This is a genomic window from Chryseobacterium indologenes, from assembly GCF_001295265.1.
In the GTDB taxonomy this organism is placed as follows: Bacteria; Bacteroidota; Bacteroidia; order Flavobacteriales; family Weeksellaceae; genus Chryseobacterium; species Chryseobacterium indologenes_A.
The window spans coordinates 386,226-404,530 of sequence record NZ_LJOD01000001.1; the positions used below are offsets into that span (position 1 = coordinate 386,226).

The window sequence follows — 18,305 nt, forward strand, 5'->3', positions numbered from 1 at the left end:
CATATCATTTCTGAGTAACAGTTATTTCCAAATTTGATCAAATAAATGCTTTGCATTTTCCCTTGTAAAAAGTCCTGTTCCTTCGGTCATTGTAGTGGCTGTTCCACAAGCGATTCCCATGGAAAGGACTTGTTTATAGTCTCCTCCTTTTACCAAAACAGAAACCATTCCTGCAACCATGCTGTCTCCGGCACCAACAGTGCTTTTAACTTCTACAGGCGGTGCCTCAATCCTAATTTTTTCGCTTGCTGAAAATAAAACAGCTCCAAGAGAACCCAATGACACTACTACAACCTCAGCTTTCCCCTGCGAAATAATAAGCTGGGCAGCCTGGTCTACATCAGTTTCTTCCAGCTTTTCTTTTCCCACTAAAAAGGCAACCTCTCCTACATTCGGTTTTAATAAAAACACACCCTCTTCTACAGCTGTTTTCAGGGCTTCTCCTGATGTATCAATAATTACTTTACTTCCCTTTGATTTATACATATTAACAAGCTTTCTTATAAAATCCGGATTTGTTTCTGTTGGTAAACTACCACTGATGATCACAAAGTCCGGGCAAGCATTTACTGTAGGCAGACTGCTTAGAATATTTTTTTGTTGTTCCTGCGTCAGCTCTTCTCCGGGAAACCCAAACCTGTACTGCTTATTGCTGGAGATATCCAAAACAATGAAATTTTCCCGGGTTTCTGAAGAAACATGGAAAGGGAATATATTCAGCTCTTCGGCTTTAAGCAATGTTTCCAGCAATCCGCCGGTTCTTCCTCCTGAAATAAAAAAAATATCTGAAACTATCCCCAATCTTTTTAAGGCTCTGGATACATTAATTCCTCCTCCTCCCGGTTCATATTTAGGAGAATTACAGCGTAATTTTTTTTCAGGAATGATGCTTTGAACACTGCTGCTCTTATCTACCGCCGGGTTCAATGTTATTGTTAAAATAGTCTTATCCATTTTTATTATTTTTTTTAATGTTATATGTTTCCATATGTATCCAAATTTCAATAATAAAATACATACTTCCAAACATTTGCTCTGATTAGCATCATGACTCACTGTGATGTTGATCACCTTATATTCTGCGAAGTTTCTGGAACTTTGAAATATAAAATTATATTAAAAATGAAAACAAATGCAGAATTACAAAAAGATGTTCAGGATGCCATTCAATGGGAGCCTTTGCTTCATTCAGCAGAAATTGGTGTTGTTGTAAACAACGGAATTGTTTTCCTTACAGGTAATGTGGACAGTTATGCAAAAAAACTGCAGGCTGAGCATGCTGCAAAAAATGTTCTGGGGGTAAAGGTTTTGGTAGAAGATATCGAAGTAAAATTACCAGATCCAAAGTCAAAAACCGATGTCGAAATTGCCAGTGAAATTATAGCTGCATTTAATGCAAACTCATTTATCCCGCAAGAAAAAATAACAGTAAAAGTAGAAGACGGCCGGATAGATCTGGATGGTGAAGTATCTTGGGAGTACTTGAGGGAAATTACAGAAAATGCCGTTAAGTATCTTCCCGGCGTGAAAGGTATTTACAATAATATTACCATTAACCCCGAAATCCGGGACAATGTTGAAAAGAATGATATCGAAAAGGCACTTGACAGAAGCTCGATTGATAACAGTGAAATCCATGTATCCGTATCCGGAACAACTGCCACATTAACAGGGACGGTACATACCTGGCATCAAAAGGAGGAAGCTGGTCGTATTGCCTGGAAAACACCTGGCATACAGGATGTAAAAAATAAGTTAGAAGTAGATTATGAATATGATTTATAATTAATAGATCTGTGCCCGGTTTCTAAGCATTGCAAACCGCCAGTTTTACCAACCCGCTTAATTTTATAGATCATAAACAAAGCTACTGGAATATTTTAAAATGCAACATCGTGAAAACCTATTTTAAAAATAATCTTAGCATTGCAGGCAATGTAGCTTTATTTTCGGGGCGCTTTTTCAAAGAAATTTTCAAACCGGGATTTGAGTTTAAGGAGTTTATACGACAGTGTTTTGTTGTTGGTTATCAGTCATTACCTTTAGTAACGATAACAGCCTTTATCATGGGATTGGTACTCACTATACAGTCACGTCCGGCTATGGCAAGGTTCGGGGCAGAATCCATGATACCCGGTATGGTTTCACTGTCATTAATAAGGGAGATTGCACCGGTTATTACAGCTTTGATTTGTGCAGGAAGAGTTTCCTCAGGAATTGGGGCAGAATTAGGTTCTATGAAAGTAACGGAACAAATTGATGCCATGGAGGTTTCAGCGATCAACCCTTATCGGTATTTGGTGGTAACCAGAACCCTTGCTACAACATTAATGCTTCCTGTTTTAGTATTATATGCCGATCTGATTGGGATTATGGGCGGCTTTATCGGCATTAATATGCATAGCGAAAGCAATATCGAACATTATTTCTCCCACGTATTTCAATCCTTAGAATATGAAGATATTCTACCAGCTATTCTTAAAACTTTCTTTTTCGGATTTTTTATTGGGATTATTGGTTGCTATGAAGGGTTTAATGCTTCAGGAGGTACTAAAAGTGTAGGAAAAGCGGCTAACTCAGCCGTAGTTTCAGCATCACTGATCATTTTTATCATTGATCTTATAGCCGTACAGATAACTGATTTATTTTTTGAATTATGATGGAAAACAGGGAAACATTTACAGCCGGGTATAAAGGTTTACAAAACCGCGAAACATTGATAGAATTTAAAAACGTTTACAAATCATATGGCAGTAATAAGGTACTGAATGGTATCAGCTTTGCCGTTAAAAGAGGAGAAAATCTGGTCATTTTAGGAAAATCGGGCTCGGGAAAATCTGTTACTGTTAAATGCCTTGTAGGTCTCACAAAAGTTGATAAAGGAGAAATAGTAATTTCAGGAAAGGATATAACAAAATTGGATGAGGAAGAGCTCAACCAGATCCGAATGAAAATTGGTTTTTTATTCCAAAATGGAGCCCTATATGATTCAATGACGGTTAGAGAGAATCTGGTGTTTACATTGCAGCACAATACTAAAATCCTTACCCAGAAGGAAATCGAAACGGCTGTTAAAGAAGCATTACAAAATGTAGGACTGGAGGAAGCGATTGACCTATTGCCGGCAGAGCTCTCCGGAGGAATGAGAAAGAGAATCGGGCTGGCCAGAGCATTAATCATTAAACCTGAAATTATCATTTATGATGAGCCAACCGGAGGTTTAGATACCATCACAGCCCGTGAAATTATAGGGCTCATTCGAAATATCAAATTAAAATACAATACCTCATCCATTATCATCACACATGATTTAACCTGTGCAAAATATACAGGTGATAGAATCATAGTCCTGAAGGATGGTCTCATTAAAGCTGAAGGCAGCTATAAAGACATTGAGCATAATGCCGATGATTGGGTAAAATCTTTTTTTGAGAAATAAATAAAATCAGTCATGAACAACGAGTCATCAAACAACTGGAAATTGGGAATTTTTGTCACCGCTGGCATCCTTCTTTTCATAATAGCCATCTACTTTATTGGTGTCAACAGAAATTTATTTGGCTCTAATTTCGTTCTTCGCTCAGAATTTAAAAATGTCAGCGGATTAAAGCAGGGCAGTAATGTACGTCTTTCTGGTATTAACATAGGAACTGTAAGTAAAATAGATTTTATTTCAGATTCATTGGTTTCGGTAAAATTAGTGATCAGAAAGGATGTACAAAAATACATTAAAACTGACGCCGTTGCCAGCATAGCATCAGACGGGTTAATGGGTGATAAAATTCTTATTATTTCTCCCGGAACCACTTCTACCACCATTGTAAAGGATAATGACATAATTACTTCTTATAAAACCATTGAGATAGATGATATACTCTCAAGTGTAAAACAAAGTACCGACAACGCCAAAGCAATTACCGATGAACTTGTTGAGTTCAGCAGTAAAATGAATAACAAGAATAGTTTATTGACAAAAATAATGACGAATAAAGATTTTGCCTCGAGAATTGACAGAACTGTAGAAAATCTGCAAATAAGTTCCAAAGAACTGGCAAAATTCACCTCCATTCTGAATAATAAAAATGGAATTGCATCAAAAATTTTTACCGATAAGAAATGGTCAGATCATATTGAAAACAGCATTTCTAATCTACGGAACAGCTCCCAGGAAATCAGTCTGTTCACCAAAAAACTAAATGATAAAAACAATGTATTTTCTCAATTATCTTCCAACGATTCTTTAGCTCTTTCAATAGAAAAGACACTCCACAATCTTGAAAAAAGCTCTGATGATCTTATCCAATTTACGTCGAAAATAAATAATGATGAGAATGTCCTATCAAAGCTGACTAACAATCCTAAACTTGGCAGGTCTGTAGATTCTACTATCATTAATATTGAAAAAAGTGTCGGTGAATTGAGAGAGATAGAGGCCGCTGCCAGGAATAATTTTTTGCTGAGGGGGTATTTTAATAAAAAGAAAAAAGAAACCGAAAAACAAAAAAGATAATTGTTGTTAATTAATTCAAAACTCTGATTCATTTATACTGAACGTCATGCCAACCTACTACAAGATCCACAGAAAAGAAATCGGTATGGTCATTGGGCTTTTACTCAGTGTGGTGTGTTTTATAACGAATCCTTTTACATTATCTCATCACGCCAACCAGGTCCTTTCTGTTGCTTTTCTTATGATTATCTGGTGGATCTTTGAAACAGTACCTATGGCTGTTACCGCTTTAATACCTCTTGTTTTATTTCCTGCTTTTGGTATTTCTTCTATAAAAGGTGTCGCACAAAGTTATGCAGACCCAATCGTTTTTTTATTCATGGGAGGTTTTTTCATTGCAATAGCCATCGAAAAATGGAATCTTCACAAAAGAATAGCCCTGGGAATTATAAGAATTACAGGAACCAATGGAAATCGTATCATCCTTGGCTTTATTATGGCAACAGGTTTACTCAGTTTATGGCTCAGTAATACTGCGACAACTATGATGATGTATCCTTTGGCCGTATCGGTCATTCAGGTTGTTCAGAATCACAATAAAAATGAAAAAAATACACAAAACTTTTCTTTAGCACTCCTTCTTTCTATAGCGTATGCCTCCAACTTTGCTTTAGGTACCGTCATTGCGACCCCTCCAAATGTGGCATATGTAGGATATATTAAAGACAGATTTAATTATACCATCAGCTTCTCTGACTGGATGGTGCTGTTTTTACCGCTGACTTTAATTTTGTTATTAATGCTTTACAGCGTACTTGTCAAAATAATACACCCTAATAATATCCAGCATAATAATGAGGCCTCAGACACAATAAAAAAATCCCAACATCAGTTAGGAAAAATAAGCAGACCTGAAGCACGAGTCCTGCTGATTTTCATTTTTACCGTTTTATTATGGATTTCAAAAGATCTGGTGAACAAATGGCAAAATTTTATAACATTGGATGATACGGTTGTTGCCCTATTGAGCGCCGTTCTTTTATTCATAATCCCGTCAGGCAATAAGAAGAAAAACAGAAAACCTGAAAGATTACTGATTTGGCGCGATACTCAAAAGATGGCATGGGATATATTACTCTTATTTGGAGGAGGAATTGCATTGGCCAATGCTCTTGAGGCATCACAATTAGCCAATGAGTTGGCCAACGGACTAGCTTACATTACTACAGGTAATCTGCTTTTAGTTATAATAATTATATGTGCCATCTCCATATTTTTAAGTGAAGTGATCAGCAATCTGGCTTTAGTGATGATCCTTTCGCCCGTTGTGACTTCCCTAGCCCTATCTTTACATATTGATCCTCTTCTACTAGGAATTCCAATGACATTAAGTGCAAGTTGCTCATCCATGCTTCCTATGGGAACTCCTCCAAATGCAATAATCTTTGCCAGGGGTAATATCAAAATTCAGACTATGATGAAAACAGGATTTGTACTTAATGTCATTTGTGTAATCATCATTTCGTTGGTGTGCTGGTACTTTATCCCGATGATGCCAGGTATGAGATTATAAAACCAAAAGATCTTATTAAAATTAATCCTCTTTTATTTTAGGTTTAATTTCTTTGATATACATTGATAAACTTTCTTCAATGCAGTCGAAAGCTTCTTCCTTATTTTTAAAACCAAACACCTGTACGGCTTTTCCCTCCAGTTTTTTATATTCTTCAAAGAAATTCTGAATCCCGTCGATCGTGTAAACTGGCAGATCTTCAATATCATGAACATGTGTCAGAGAAGGATCATTTTCAACCACAGCTATTATTTTATGATCTTTTTTATCTTCATCTGTCATTTCGAGTATTCCTATCACTCTTGCCTTAACTAGGGTTAGCGGAACGAGACTTTCCCAACATAAAACCAAAATATCTAGTGGATCTCCGTCACTGTAATAAGTCTGTGGTATTATCCCATAATTGGCAGGATAATACATAGAAGATAAAAGAATCCTATCCAGTCTTATCAGTCCTGATAGTTTGTCGATTTCGTATTTTGTATGGCTGCCGCTGGGTATTTCAATAACAGCTGTAACTATTTGTGGCAGATGCTCTCCTGGAGAAACGTCATGCCACGGGTGTTGATTTCCTATCATTATCGTAGTATTAATTTTTTAGCTAAAAGAAGAGCACTCCTGAATGAAGGCTCTTCTTTCGTAAGATTTTCTCAAACAAACTGCATGCTGCATGAATCTTCATGGTTATTAATGTGCTTGCGTAAAATTCATTAAATTATTAATTCTAAGAAATGATATCAGTCACTAAAAAAAATGATAGTACCAGATGAAAACACCGGCTTAAAATCCGTTCTTTTTAAAAGGTTATTTTCTTTTCCTTTTCAGACATTTATAGACCTCGAACCATAAAACCGAAACCGCTGCGATGAAAAAGGTAAGTCCCAATTCGTTTATATTAAGCGATGTTACTTTAAAGAATAGAGAAATCGGCTTTACATATAATATGATCATAAGCATGATAAGTATTAAAACAGAAATGCCGATAAGTAAAGGATTACGGTTTTTGAAACTTTCCACCACACTATAAAAGAATGATCGGTTGACAAAACTCAGTAATATGTTGGCAAAGATCAGAGTGCTGAATACCATTGCTCTTGTCTTGTCTTCACCACCTCCATTTTGAAAGGTAAACTGGTATACAAATAAAACTCCAAAGGTTATCATCACCCCTTGAACAAAACTGATTCCCAGTTCATTCAAACTTAAAAAAGTATCTCCCATAGCTCTTGGTGACTGTTTCATTGTATTTTTTTCCATGGGCTCATTCTCATAAACAATAGAACAAGTTGGTCCCATCACTAGCTCAAGAAAAATAACATGAACCGGAGTAAATATGTGCGGAAATACCCATCCCAAAAACAAAGGCAGGGAAACCGTCAGTATAATAGGAATATGAATAGAAATAATATACTGAATCGCCTTTTTAATATTGTTATAAATTCTTCTTCCTGCGGCAATTCCTACAATCAGTTTTTCCAAATCATCATTCGTAATAACCAGCGCAGCAGCTGATTTGGCAATTTCGGTTCCTTTATTTCCCATTGCTACACCAATATGTGCCGCTTTTAGGGCAGGGCCATCATTTACACCATCTCCAAGCATGGCTACTACTTCGCCTTTCTTTTTCAGGGCATTAACTACTGCAAGTTTCGCATCCGGAAACATCCGGGTGAATAAAGTTGTCTGCTCAGAGATCCGCATTAACGCTTCTTCAGAGCTATTTATTATTTCACTGCCATTGATTGCCGGAGTAGTGTTGATAATTCCTGCCTGCATTGCGATAGCCTTGGTTGTATCTTCATTATCTCCCGTTATAACCTTTACCTTAATGCCGGCATCATAAATACTTTGAAATACGTCATGAATTCCTTGTTTGGGAGGATCATAAAATACCGTAAGTCCTAAAAGTTCAAATACAAAATCCTGCTGTCTTTTGGGAAAATTGCTTCCTTCAAAATGCGACTTCGCAACTCCCAAAACACGGTAGCCTTGCTGTCCAAATGTTTTCACAATATCTCTTATCTTTTCTTTTTCATTCTCTGAAAGGCGGGAAACATTCAAAATTGCTTCCGGAGCTCCTTTTGCTGCAATAATCCTGTCCTTATTTGTATTTTCAAAAAGATGGGTCATCATTGGAGGTTTCCCTTCAAGCGGATATTCATGAAACATTTTGTATTCTTTTCGTAAATCATTCTTTTGAGTTTCCTCATACGTTTTATGCAGAGTGACTTCCATAGGGTCAAAAGGGACTGGCTCACTGCTCCACATTGCATAATCAATAAGTTCAGTTAAATCATCATTTTTAAATTCTTTTTCTTCATAAATCTTATCGGAAAGGTAATTATATAAATGTTGAAGCTTCATCGAATTCTCAGTAATGGTACCTGTTTTATCAGTACAAATAACCGTCGTACTTCCTAAAGTTTCTACAATACTGCTCCGCTTAATAATAATTCCCTGACGCATCAGTTTCCACGCACCCAAAGCCATAAAGGTTGTAAATGCTACAGGAATTTCCTCCGGCAATACAGACATTGCCAACGTTAATCCACTAAGAAGACTCGTTATCAAATCTCCGGTTTTAATATAACTGAAGATACAAACCATAAGAAAAATAATGATCCCGATACCAGCCATCCATTTTACAAACTTCCGGATCTGGATATGTAATGGTGATATTTCTTCTTTTATATTCAGTATTGATTCTCCAATTTTTCCGACACGGGTCTCTGAGCCTATTTTTTTAACCTCAAAAACGGCCAAACCTGAAACCGTAACCGTACCGCTATAAACAAGGTTATCCTCAGATTTGCTGTCTTTAAAAACTGAAAAACTTTCACCGGTAAGAGAAGATTCATTTACGGAGAAATCATTACTGTGTACAATCACTCCATCAGCATTTATATTTTTTCCCTCTTCGGTAATACATAAATCACCTACAACAATTTCATGGGTCGGAATTTCTACTACTTGCGAATTTCTGATGACCATACTTAAAGGTTCGTTCAGTTTCTCAAGCTCCTCCAAAGCTTTTTTACTGCGATTATCCTGATAAAATGAAATTGCGGTTACCGCCACAATAGCTACAAACATAAAAGCAGCCTCGCCATAATCTCCCACAATCACATAAATAAGTGAAATAATGATAAGCAAGATCAGCATTGGTTCTTTTAAAATATTAACGACCATATCAAACCATGTATTCTTACGGATCTCCTCTAAACGATTATATCCATTTTGTTGTCTGGAAGCTGTCACTTCATCATGTGTAAGACCTGTAAGACCTTCGGGTATATTGTAAGACATATCAAATAAATAGGTGATCTAAAATAAGCAATTATTATATTCAAATTGAATTTTCCTGCTTGACCATTATCAGGTTTCGGCGTGATGCATATCATAGCGTTTTCTCCAAAGTTTATGGAATTTTGGTTAATAAATTACGATATCATGAAGACCAATGCAGAATTACAAAAAGATGTTCAGGACGCCATTAAATGGGAGCCATTATTACATGCTGCAGAAATAGGAGTTACCGCAAAAGATGGTGTAGTTTCTCTTACGGGAATAGTTGATCATTATGCAAAAAAAACAGAAGCTGAAAATGCCGCAAAAAAAGTTATTGGAGTAAAAGTTTTAGTAGAAAATATTATCGTGAAAACTTCGGATTCTTCATCAAAAACCGATAATGAAATTGCCGATGAGATTTTAAAAGCTTTCAAATCCAATGCATTGATTCCAGAAAACAGAATCAAAATAATTGTGGAAAATGGTCAGGTGACTTTAGAAGGTGAAGTACAATGGGAATATGAGCGGGAAATTACTAAAAATGCAATCCATTATATTCCAGGTGTAAAAGGGATCATTAATCATATTAAAATCAAATCAGAAATAATAAATGATATCAAACAGAAAGATATTGAACATGCAATGAAAATGAACTGGGTAGTATATGATAGTGATATTCACATACAGGTATCCGGAACCACAGTAATTTTAACAGGAACCGTAAATTCATGGCATCAAAAAGAAGAAGCTGAACGTATTGCATGGAAAACTCCAGGGATACAGCATGTAGATAACAGGCTATTTGTAGATTATGAATATTCAAAAAATAGTTTATCATCTTAGTTATAAGCCTATAATTCAATCGAGTTATCAGAATATTGAAAAATTACAGCAGACATCTCTTTCAAAATGCAGAGTAGCATTTTCAGACACATATTTCTAAATCAGTAAAAAAGAGTTTGGAAAACGCCCTGTAAAGCTCACAAATACGTAAATGGCTCAGTTTAGATTAAATTGAGCCATTTTTTTATTCTTGATTCCGAAACAAGCCAGATGTTTTGGCAGTAGATATGACAGGGTTTCTAGCCGCAAAATATTCCGGTGTTTTTTGTAGGACTGATAAATTCTGTTAATCCCATTTAAATTAAAGCAATAATATCAAAGTAATATCAATCAAATTTTTGTGATAGAATATTTAATGATTATACAGCCTGAGAATTTCCACCAATTCGGGTATAGACCGTATTTTCAGCTTCTCAAACAACCTGTTTTTGTAGGTGCTGATCGTTGATGAATGGAGATTAAGCTGATTAGAAATTTCTTTGAGGGGAAGACCTTCTGCAAGCTTACTGGCAATTTGCAATTCGCGGTCTGATAGTGCTTCAAAAGGAGAATTTTTTGCTGCACCAGTTAATGATTCTAAAAAAATCGCTTCTTTTATATTATCACTGACATATCGGCCCTTACTGAGCATCGACGTTAAAGCAGTCTCAATGACTTCAGTGGAGCTTAGCTTACTTAAATAGCCGCCAGCACCCATTTTTAGATAACGCATCCCATACAGCTCCTCATCCTGTGAAGAAAATATTAGCGTTTTTAATTCAGGCTGATGAATCTTTATGTAATCTATTGCTTCCTGAACAGTACCATTAGGCATATTAACGTCCATAATGGCCAGATCCAGTTTTTCATTCAGAATTAATTTGTACATCGATTTATAATCCTCTACTTCTGAAATTATGGCATCGGGTCTTAATCGTTTGATTGTTTGTATCAAACCCATCCGGACAATACCATGATCATCTGCTACTACAATACGAATGTTTTCTTTTAAACCCATTATTCTATAAATTTATGTAAAAAAAGGGAAACCGTAGTGCCTTTATTTTCAGTGGAAATGATTTGGATGTTTCCTTGCAGCAAGGATATAAAATTTTTCACAATTTTCAAACTTAATCCAACTCCTTTCTCGCCCGCAGTTCCTAAGAATATAGGATTGCCATAAGTATAGATCCCGGGTAAATACTTTTCATTTATTCCCGTTCCGGAATCAATTACAGAAAGCACAACCTGATCAGATTCTGTAATTACCTGTAAATAAATATCCTGACCCGAAAAGGAGTATTTTACCGCATTGTCAAAAATTTTGTCTAAAACATATTCGAGCAACAGGCGATCGCTTGTAAGAAATGCCTTGTGATCTCCTTTAAAATAAAATTTAATATTTTTTTCTTTTAATTTAGCCGCGTGTTTTTCTTCTAAATAGTGAAAAAGATCCATCACCATGATTTTAACGGGTTTCACCTTAAATTCCCCGTATTGTGTTTTTAGCCAAGCAACGCTGTCCTGAATCGTTTGCAGATTCTTCCGGGCATCCCTTTTTACCTGTGGCAGCAATTTAAAAAAATCTTCCTCACTTATGGTCTTCTGCTCTAGTTCTTCTATAAGCCACAGAAAGGTACCAAACAGTTCTTTTGAGTCATGAGACAATATCGAGATCAGTCCGTTCTTGAAGTTGATTTCGTTTTCAAGTCTTTCGATTTTTAATTGTAGTTCGTTGATAAAATCATTCATAAATTCAGTATCACGGTTAGAAACTGTTTGAATTATTTTTTTGAAAGAAGGCAGAAAGAGTTATATCGTTTAAATACGAATAAAAACATATAGTTCAGACCTTTCTTTCAGGAACTGGCAAGTTATAAAAAATATCATTTCAGTAAAAATAAAAATCAAATGGGATTTGCCTGAAATAGCAAATACCCTATTTTATTTAACCAAAAACAGATTTTTGAAGAATAATATTCCGAAAGGATTCCACCCTGTAACGGTTTACTGGCAGGTCAAAAGATGAAGCATAGGGCAATTCAACAGAGTACTTATTGCAAGCAGCCGACTGATCCAAGATAAAAAACAGCTTACTTTATGCCAATGGAACTTTTGAAGGAACTTTCGCCAGCAAATGAGAACAAAAAAATATCTCCTTCCCTCTTCATACCATAAGATGTTTCAAAGATTATGAAGAAGAACCGAAAATGCCAATGCTATATTGTATAGCAAGCATCAAAAGACTAACTAATAAAATTTAATTCAAACAGCTTCTCAATTTTTCTCTTCCCTGTTAAATAAATTTAAGTGAGCGATTCGTCCAAAAAGAAAGTGAGGACTATTTAAGAAAGTATTGTTAAATTGCCGTAAAGCTGTAGTAAACATTGACAGAGTAAGTAGTATTTTCCTTCCCTACCAGGCTTTGGGCGCCCGCAGGTGATATGGTGTATCTTACGTTCAGCCCCCGGTCCAAAACCGGAGCTCCGTTAAAGAGGAGTTTTTGGGGAGTTTTGGATAGGGGGACATTGACAGAGCTTCCATCCACACCAATTTGTAAAATGTTTGAACTGATGTTGGTCTGCAGGCCGCCTTTCTTGAAATAATTTTCGTCCGATTTTACATAGAGCTCAAAATTTTCATTGTTGGACAACATAATCTGGTTGGGAATCATTTGTGACTGACCATCGGTGTAATGGGCAGCAGTATTAAAATTGAAGTTTACATTACGCCCGGAACTCGGGATGGTAATCTCCGACAGAGGAAGCACCTTCAACTGAACAGCCGTATTTTGCAAACTGTTTATTGAGTTATCTGTACTTCCGGCATTGAAGTTCAATTCAAACGTATACGTTCCGGCTTCAAAAAAAAAGTTTTTAAAATCTTCCGCAGACACATAAAGCTGAGGAATGAAACTGTTTCTGTTTCCCGCTACAACACTGAAATTAGCCGCAGAAAAATTCTGGAAATCGGCAGATAAGGCTTTGGTCGTGAGTGCTCCATTACTACCTAATTTAATGCTTGCTATATTTCTGGTTCCCGGAACACCTTTAGAGGACGTAAACTGAATGTTTGTGCCAGCAGCTTTCGCCCAAAAATTAAAATCAACCGTATGCGCGATTTCCATATTCCCCAAATCCCACACCCGCGTGCCTGTATTGCGGTAGTCATTCAAAGAAGATATTTCTATGTATTTTGTTAAAGAGCTTGTGACCCATCGTATAGATGAAGGAATCACTAAAATTGTTTTAAAATTACGAGGTGTGAAATCATTATAATTCTGAGTAATATCCATGGAGTAATTACCGGCCCGAAAGGCATTGGCAGTAAATTGTGCGGCAGGAATCTTAAATGTAAAATTGATATTCCCCCGGTTGAATCCTCCCCCGAGGCTGATCGATGGCGGTTCAAACCATTTTACAGCGCTTGTACTGAACGGCTGAAAACCTGGTAAATACCCTGAAAGCCCGGTAGATGGCAGCTGCCCGCCCATGCTTTCCAACTGCCACAGAAGCGTGGAACCGGGTAAAGTGAATGAGGAAGAAGAGTGGGTAAAAGCCGATCCGGAAACAGAGGTAAATGTAGGTGCTGTGGGAATTAATCCCAAAAAGGCATAATCCCAGTTTGTTCTGTTGGCATTCGTCATTACCCTTGTAGGTATTGAGGTAAATTCGCTCCTGTTAAAAATAGTATTTTCAGGAACCGACAGGTACACATCCTGAGCTTTCGTGGCTGCAGACCCGCAGAGCACGGTAAAAATTCCTATAAAAAAAGCCCTCATCTTTTTCATACTTTTAAATTTAAAACTTTTTCACCTTAATGGTAGTGTCTTTCTTCTTATATTCAAAAACCACGGTTTTTGAGTACCCTTCTTTTGTCACCTGAATAGTTTGGATGGGTTGTGTATAGCTGTATTTGTCATTTTCAATATAGAGGTTGTACTTTCCATCTTTCAGGAAAAACTCAAACTCATTTTTCTGGTTAACCACGGCAGTATAGATCTCGCCATCTTCACTTTTTGCGTACACTACTATTCCGGTTACGTCTGTTTCCAGAACATCATAGGCCTGTCTGATCTCTGTTAATTTTCCACTTACCCTGATGTTTTTTACCAGGCCCACTTTGCGGTTAATATTGTTATGAACCATAATGACAGGATCCATCATCAATCGGGCACCCGCATTTTCGTTCACCTTCAGTGTGTAAGTACCTTCAGGCACATTCTGAAAAACTACTTTTCCATTTTTATCCGTCATCGCCACATAATTGTCCAGTTTTACAACTTCATTAGCAAGTACCGATTCACCTGATTCCAGAAGTCCATTGAAATTTTTATCTTCAAAGAACTGGAACGCCACTTTATGATTTCCGAAAGCCGTAGCCGGGGTAAAATATTTTTTAATTCCTACTCTGAACTGGTAATAACTGCCACTGGTAGCGTATTCAGCCGTAGATTTGTAACCGGAAAGATTAAAATAACCTGTGGTGGACCAGGAAGGCGAAATCTTATATTCCAGATTACCGGTGATATTGCTGTTTAAATTTTTATAAAGTTCCGAATAGAAGCTTCCAGCCGAAAAAGATCCGGTGAGATTATGATTAAGCATCTGGAAGTTATACGATGCGTATACATTGTAGTTGGCGAAATTACGGTTTCCATCATAATAAGAATTTAAATCAAAGACACTGATTGCGTTCCATTGGGCTGTTCCGTTGAGAGAGAATGATTTATATCTGTACGACAGAGTTGTTTTCAGACTGTTGAACCAGTCCGGTTTATTATTCTCTTTTGAATAAGAATATTCCGCCGTCAAATTCAACCCGTGGGCACCTAATGTAGTGTTGATACTGGCTTCTAACCGGTATGAAAAAAGTTCCTGCGATGTGTAAAAATTAGCTGTTTTTTGTTTTTCAACCTTTGGAGACAGTAGAAAATTCCACTTCTTTAAAGAAAACTGATACCCTAATCCCAAAGCTTCTGTACTGTTGAAATAATAACGTAAATCAGAGGTATTCCCGGATTGGGCTGGTGCACTCTGGAAACTCAGGAACTCGGGTTCTATCTGCGAATTCTGATATTGTATAAAAGCACGCTGAGAAGCAGAAAATTGGCGGCCAATACGCTGATTTAAGTAAATAGATCCCCGTTTGATTCCTGCATAACTTTTGGTGGCAAGGGAATTGACAGATTGTATATCCCATTTCCCTATTTTCCCCTCGTAATTGGCTCCCACTGAAGCTCCTGCATTTTCATCTTTGTTTGAAAGACCCTTTTCGTTACTCAGGCCCACCTCCGTGCGGATGGTGTGTTTATCGTTAACTAAAAATGATGTTACTGCATTCGCTACCTGCGTATCTGTGTTAAAGCGCGGATCATGGTCGAATATATAGGACACTTTCCCATTGAAAGATTTAGCATTCCCAAAACCATATTTTGCCCCCACCATGGTAGATCCTTCTGTTTGCTGAAAATAAGTACCGTACAGGTTATAATTATTTTCAAGCGCAAGAATTTCAATCTGATTATTTTTCCCGAATTTGGCAGAAGCTTTCCCTCCTCTTCCGAAAACCGGGTAATCATAATCGATGCTATTAACATTTCCCACCCGTAACACCGTATTTTTTCTCTCCAGTTCCAGCCAGGTATCATACAGGTTATAACGGCCGTCTCCAACATAGTAATCCGCACCAATATTGAAGCGCGACTTCAGATTATCAGTCACCTGAAACGCTGTATTTCCCCTCAATTGAAGATAATTGAAACCTGAACTGTTTTCATTATAGCTAATTTCCGCAAAATTACTTCCGCTCACCGCTTCGTTTCCCCTTGCAATTTGCCTGTTGTGTGATAAAACGACCAAGTAGAGCGTGTTGCTTCCCACGATTTTATGATCAAGAAGGTCTGTGACGATTGCATTAATATTAAATTCGGGATAAAGTGTATTCTGTTTTCTGACCGCAACTTTGATCTCAACCGTTTGTTTTTCCAGACCTTCAAGAGATACAGTTTGTTGTTTTGGCATCACTTCCAGACCATCAGGAATGGACTGCAAATCAATCCTAACGGTTCGTTTACTATACCCTTGGTTTTCTACAGTAAGCAGAATTGAGGATTGTGGCATAGCGGGATTAATGAAATTTTCGTATGTGGCCGTATAAATCGCAATGTTTTTGTTCTCGCCTTTAGCAACGAAGAACGAGGCGCTTTCTGTTCTGGTAACCGTTGGGGTAGCATACGAAACCCGGAATTGAATCTCATTGGATCTCAGTTTCATAAAATCCACATTGGCGATCAGTTTTACAGGAAGAGTTTTTGCCTGACCCGCACTTAAGGTAAAGTCATTTTTGGGATAGAAAAGCAATCCCGGATAGTTTTCCTGAGGTATGATATTCTGAATGATAATCTCTTCAGAACTTTTGTTCTCAATAACCAGGAAATTAGTAAAAGTAGAACCCTTCTCAACAGCTACACTGTCATTTTCAAAATGGATTTGAATATCCTTCTTTTCCTGCGCAAAGGCCAACGAAAATTGCAGAAGAACAAATACAAAAAATAAGATTGTTCTTCTTAGTACTGATATTGATATTCCATTCTGTGGTTTCAAGACTTAATTTTAAAATTTAAAGTTTTTTTCTCCTACACGTAAATCATTGGATTCTGCCATTTTGATAATAACCACGCCCAGAAAGTTCCCTGAAATATTATCCGGTAAAGAAAATTGAACAACCTGATTGGTATCCGGAAGCATGGAGATTGAAATTGCGGGTAATTTTATTTCCTTACCACTGTCTGTGTTGGTGAGTTCAAACTCAACGGTGGCATCATTCACAGTGTTTCCATCATTATGGATGCTTACTGCCACTTTTCTGTTCCCTGCATTCCCATTATTCACTTCTGAAATATTGGTAATATCCAAACTTTTTACATGGTTCCCCGGTGGAGTATAAAAGATGTGAAGCCCCACCTCAAATAAGGTGATAATACCAATACCATTCTGAACACGTGCCTTATCTGCCTGCTGAGGAAGCTGGGTGAAAAACAGCATGCTGTTTGTAACGGCAGATGGTGTTGCGTTGGCCGGAATCTGCATGGTTACTACAACCTCCTTTGTACTTTTCGCAGGAACTGTTACAGTGTTTTCTAAGGTGGACACCCAGGAGGCATTGGAAGTTTTTGAACTGCCCGCTTCAAGATAAACCTTATTTCCGTCTTCTTCTCTAAACCAATCTTTATAGTTGAGATTAAAAACATAATCCTTATCCGAGCTGTTTTGAAGCGTGACTGTCTTTGTTACTTTTTCTCCGGGGTTACCTGTGAAAAACAAGCGTGTAGGCGACATAGAGATACTTTGTGCCAAAAGTGAAGAAGAAGCTGTAAGGATAAAGAAAATGAAAAGGTGAATAAGTTTGTGCATGGTGCAAATAGTTTAATAGTAAAATATTCTCAAAACTACTGAAAACATAGTAAAAAGTACTTTTATAAACTAAAATTTTATTACAAAGCAGTTGCGGTATAAGTTACCGTTTGCGTATAGGTTCCGGCCGGTTTACCTAAAATATCAGAAGATGATGATTTTGCTGCCGGAATGATATAGTCCAGATTCAGCGTTAATGCACTTCCAAGCGGAGCATTTTCTACCAGTTTTTTTTCTCCTGCAGATAAAACCACGTCGTTTTTTGTTCCGCCCATTGTTCCGGAAGCTGCTGCAGCTTTGATTGTTAAAACATCTACAGGGATTGAGTTTGAACCATTGACGAAAGTCGGGCCACCTGCTTTCACCTTTACATTAAAGACTTTTGTTGAAGTGATTTTCAAAGCAGAGGCCTGAGCAACTGTTTTTTCCGAATTATAGTCCGCTGCAGTAACATAGTTAAAGGCAACTGTGCCGCCAATTGCAGTACTTCCTGCGTCAATAGAGATGACATCGTTCAGGGTGATGTTTACCGTTGTGGTGGCGGTTGTATTTTGAGCCAGAACATTATGAGTTCCTAATATGATTGCTCCGATAGTTAAGGCTGTGATTACGATTTGTTTTGTCATGGTAGTAAGGTTTAATTGTTATTCTTGTTTAATTGTTCTCTTTTGAACACTACAAATCTACAGCGGCGACAAAAGTTTCTTTGTAGAGGAAAGAGGAAGTTCATGTAGTAAAATAACTACAGGATTACGTA

15 protein-coding genes are annotated in these 18,305 nt (G+C 37.2%); 6 read left to right on the top strand and 9 right to left on the bottom strand.

All coding sequences use genetic code 11. The annotated features are described in order from the left end of the window. Positions 1–21: 21 nt before the first annotated feature. Positions 22–954 (bottom strand): 1-phosphofructokinase family hexose kinase, encoded by a 933-nt coding sequence (locus AOB46_RS01730; RefSeq protein ID WP_062696780.1) that lies wholly within the window; start codon positions 952–954, stop codon positions 22–24. Positions 955–1,122: 168 nt separating this feature from the next. Between AOB46_RS01730 and AOB46_RS01735 the strand changes: the two genes are divergently transcribed. The 5 genes from AOB46_RS01735 (at position 1,123) to AOB46_RS01755 (ending at position 6,023) form a co-directional block, all read left to right on the top strand. Next, positions 1,123–1,785, top strand: coding sequence for a BON domain-containing protein (locus AOB46_RS01735; RefSeq protein ID WP_062696781.1), 663 nt, complete (start codon positions 1,123–1,125; stop codon positions 1,783–1,785). Positions 1,786–1,895: 110 nt separating this feature from the next. Next, the gene (locus AOB46_RS01740; RefSeq protein WP_062696782.1) at positions 1,896–2,660 is read left to right on the top strand and encodes an MlaE family ABC transporter permease; all 765 of its coding nucleotides are present in this window, start codon (positions 1,896–1,898) and stop codon (positions 2,658–2,660) included. Then, positions 2,657–3,439 (top strand): ABC transporter ATP-binding protein, encoded by a 783-nt coding sequence (locus tag AOB46_RS01745; protein ID WP_185113838.1) that lies wholly within the window; start codon positions 2,657–2,659, stop codon positions 3,437–3,439. The genes AOB46_RS01740 and AOB46_RS01745 overlap by 4 nt, the downstream gene beginning before the upstream one ends. A 12-nt stretch (positions 3,440–3,451) precedes the next feature. Then, complete coding sequence (locus AOB46_RS01750; protein ID WP_062696314.1) at positions 3,452–4,510, top strand: MlaD family protein; 1,059 nt, start codon at positions 3,452–3,454, stop codon at positions 4,508–4,510. 46 nt (positions 4,511–4,556) lie between these two features. Then, positions 4,557–6,023, top strand: coding sequence for an SLC13 family permease (locus AOB46_RS01755; RefSeq protein WP_062696315.1), 1,467 nt, complete (start codon positions 4,557–4,559; stop codon positions 6,021–6,023). 21 nt (positions 6,024–6,044) lie between these two features. Here the strand turns inward: AOB46_RS01755 and AOB46_RS01760 are convergent, their stop codons facing one another. Together AOB46_RS01760 and AOB46_RS01765 are read right to left on the bottom strand one after the other, a co-directional pair. After that, complete coding sequence (locus AOB46_RS01760; protein ID WP_062696316.1) at positions 6,045–6,602, bottom strand: inorganic diphosphatase; 558 nt, start codon at positions 6,600–6,602, stop codon at positions 6,045–6,047. 225 nt (positions 6,603–6,827) lie between these two features. Then, positions 6,828–9,329 (bottom strand): cation-translocating P-type ATPase, encoded by a 2,502-nt coding sequence (locus AOB46_RS01765; RefSeq protein ID WP_062696317.1) that lies wholly within the window; start codon positions 9,327–9,329, stop codon positions 6,828–6,830. Between the two features lie 144 nt (positions 9,330–9,473). Between AOB46_RS01765 and AOB46_RS01770 the strand changes: the two genes are divergently transcribed. Next, positions 9,474–10,154 carry a BON domain-containing protein gene (locus AOB46_RS01770; protein ID WP_062696784.1) on the top strand — a complete coding sequence of 227 codons (681 nt, stop codon included), beginning with the start codon at positions 9,474–9,476 and terminating at the stop codon, positions 10,152–10,154. A 352-nt stretch (positions 10,155–10,506) separates the two neighbouring features. Here the strand turns inward: AOB46_RS01770 and AOB46_RS01775 are convergent, their stop codons facing one another. The 6 genes from AOB46_RS01775 to AOB46_RS01800 all read right to left on the bottom strand — a co-directional run bounded on the left by AOB46_RS01775 (position 10,507) and on the right by AOB46_RS01800 (position 18,174). Further along, positions 10,507–11,151 carry a response regulator transcription factor gene (locus tag AOB46_RS01775; RefSeq protein WP_062696318.1) on the bottom strand — a complete coding sequence of 215 codons (645 nt, stop codon included), beginning with the start codon at positions 11,149–11,151 and terminating at the stop codon, positions 10,507–10,509. Next, positions 11,151–11,885 (bottom strand): sensor histidine kinase, encoded by a 735-nt coding sequence (locus AOB46_RS01780; RefSeq protein WP_062696319.1) that lies wholly within the window; start codon positions 11,883–11,885, stop codon positions 11,151–11,153. Before AOB46_RS01780 ends, AOB46_RS01775 begins: the two co-directional genes overlap by 1 nt. 607 nt (positions 11,886–12,492) lie before the next feature. Continuing rightward, entirely contained in the window at positions 12,493–13,923 is a 1,431-nt protein-coding gene (locus AOB46_RS01785) for a hypothetical protein (protein ID WP_062696320.1), read from the bottom strand. 10 nt (positions 13,924–13,933) lie between these two features. Beyond that, positions 13,934–16,738: a hypothetical protein gene (locus tag AOB46_RS01790; RefSeq protein ID WP_241489145.1), complete on the bottom strand. Its 2,805-nt coding sequence runs from the start codon at positions 16,736–16,738 to the stop codon at positions 13,934–13,936. A 9-nt stretch (positions 16,739–16,747) separates the two neighbouring features. Further along, positions 16,748–17,548, bottom strand: a complete 801-nt coding sequence (locus AOB46_RS01795) for a WxL protein peptidoglycan domain-containing protein (RefSeq protein WP_241489146.1) — start codon at positions 17,546–17,548, stop codon at positions 16,748–16,750. Between the two features lie 80 nt (positions 17,549–17,628). Next, positions 17,629–18,174 carry a hypothetical protein gene (locus tag AOB46_RS01800; RefSeq protein WP_062696322.1) on the bottom strand — a complete coding sequence of 182 codons (546 nt, stop codon included), beginning with the start codon at positions 18,172–18,174 and terminating at the stop codon, positions 17,629–17,631. Positions 18,175–18,305 lie beyond the last annotated feature (131 nt).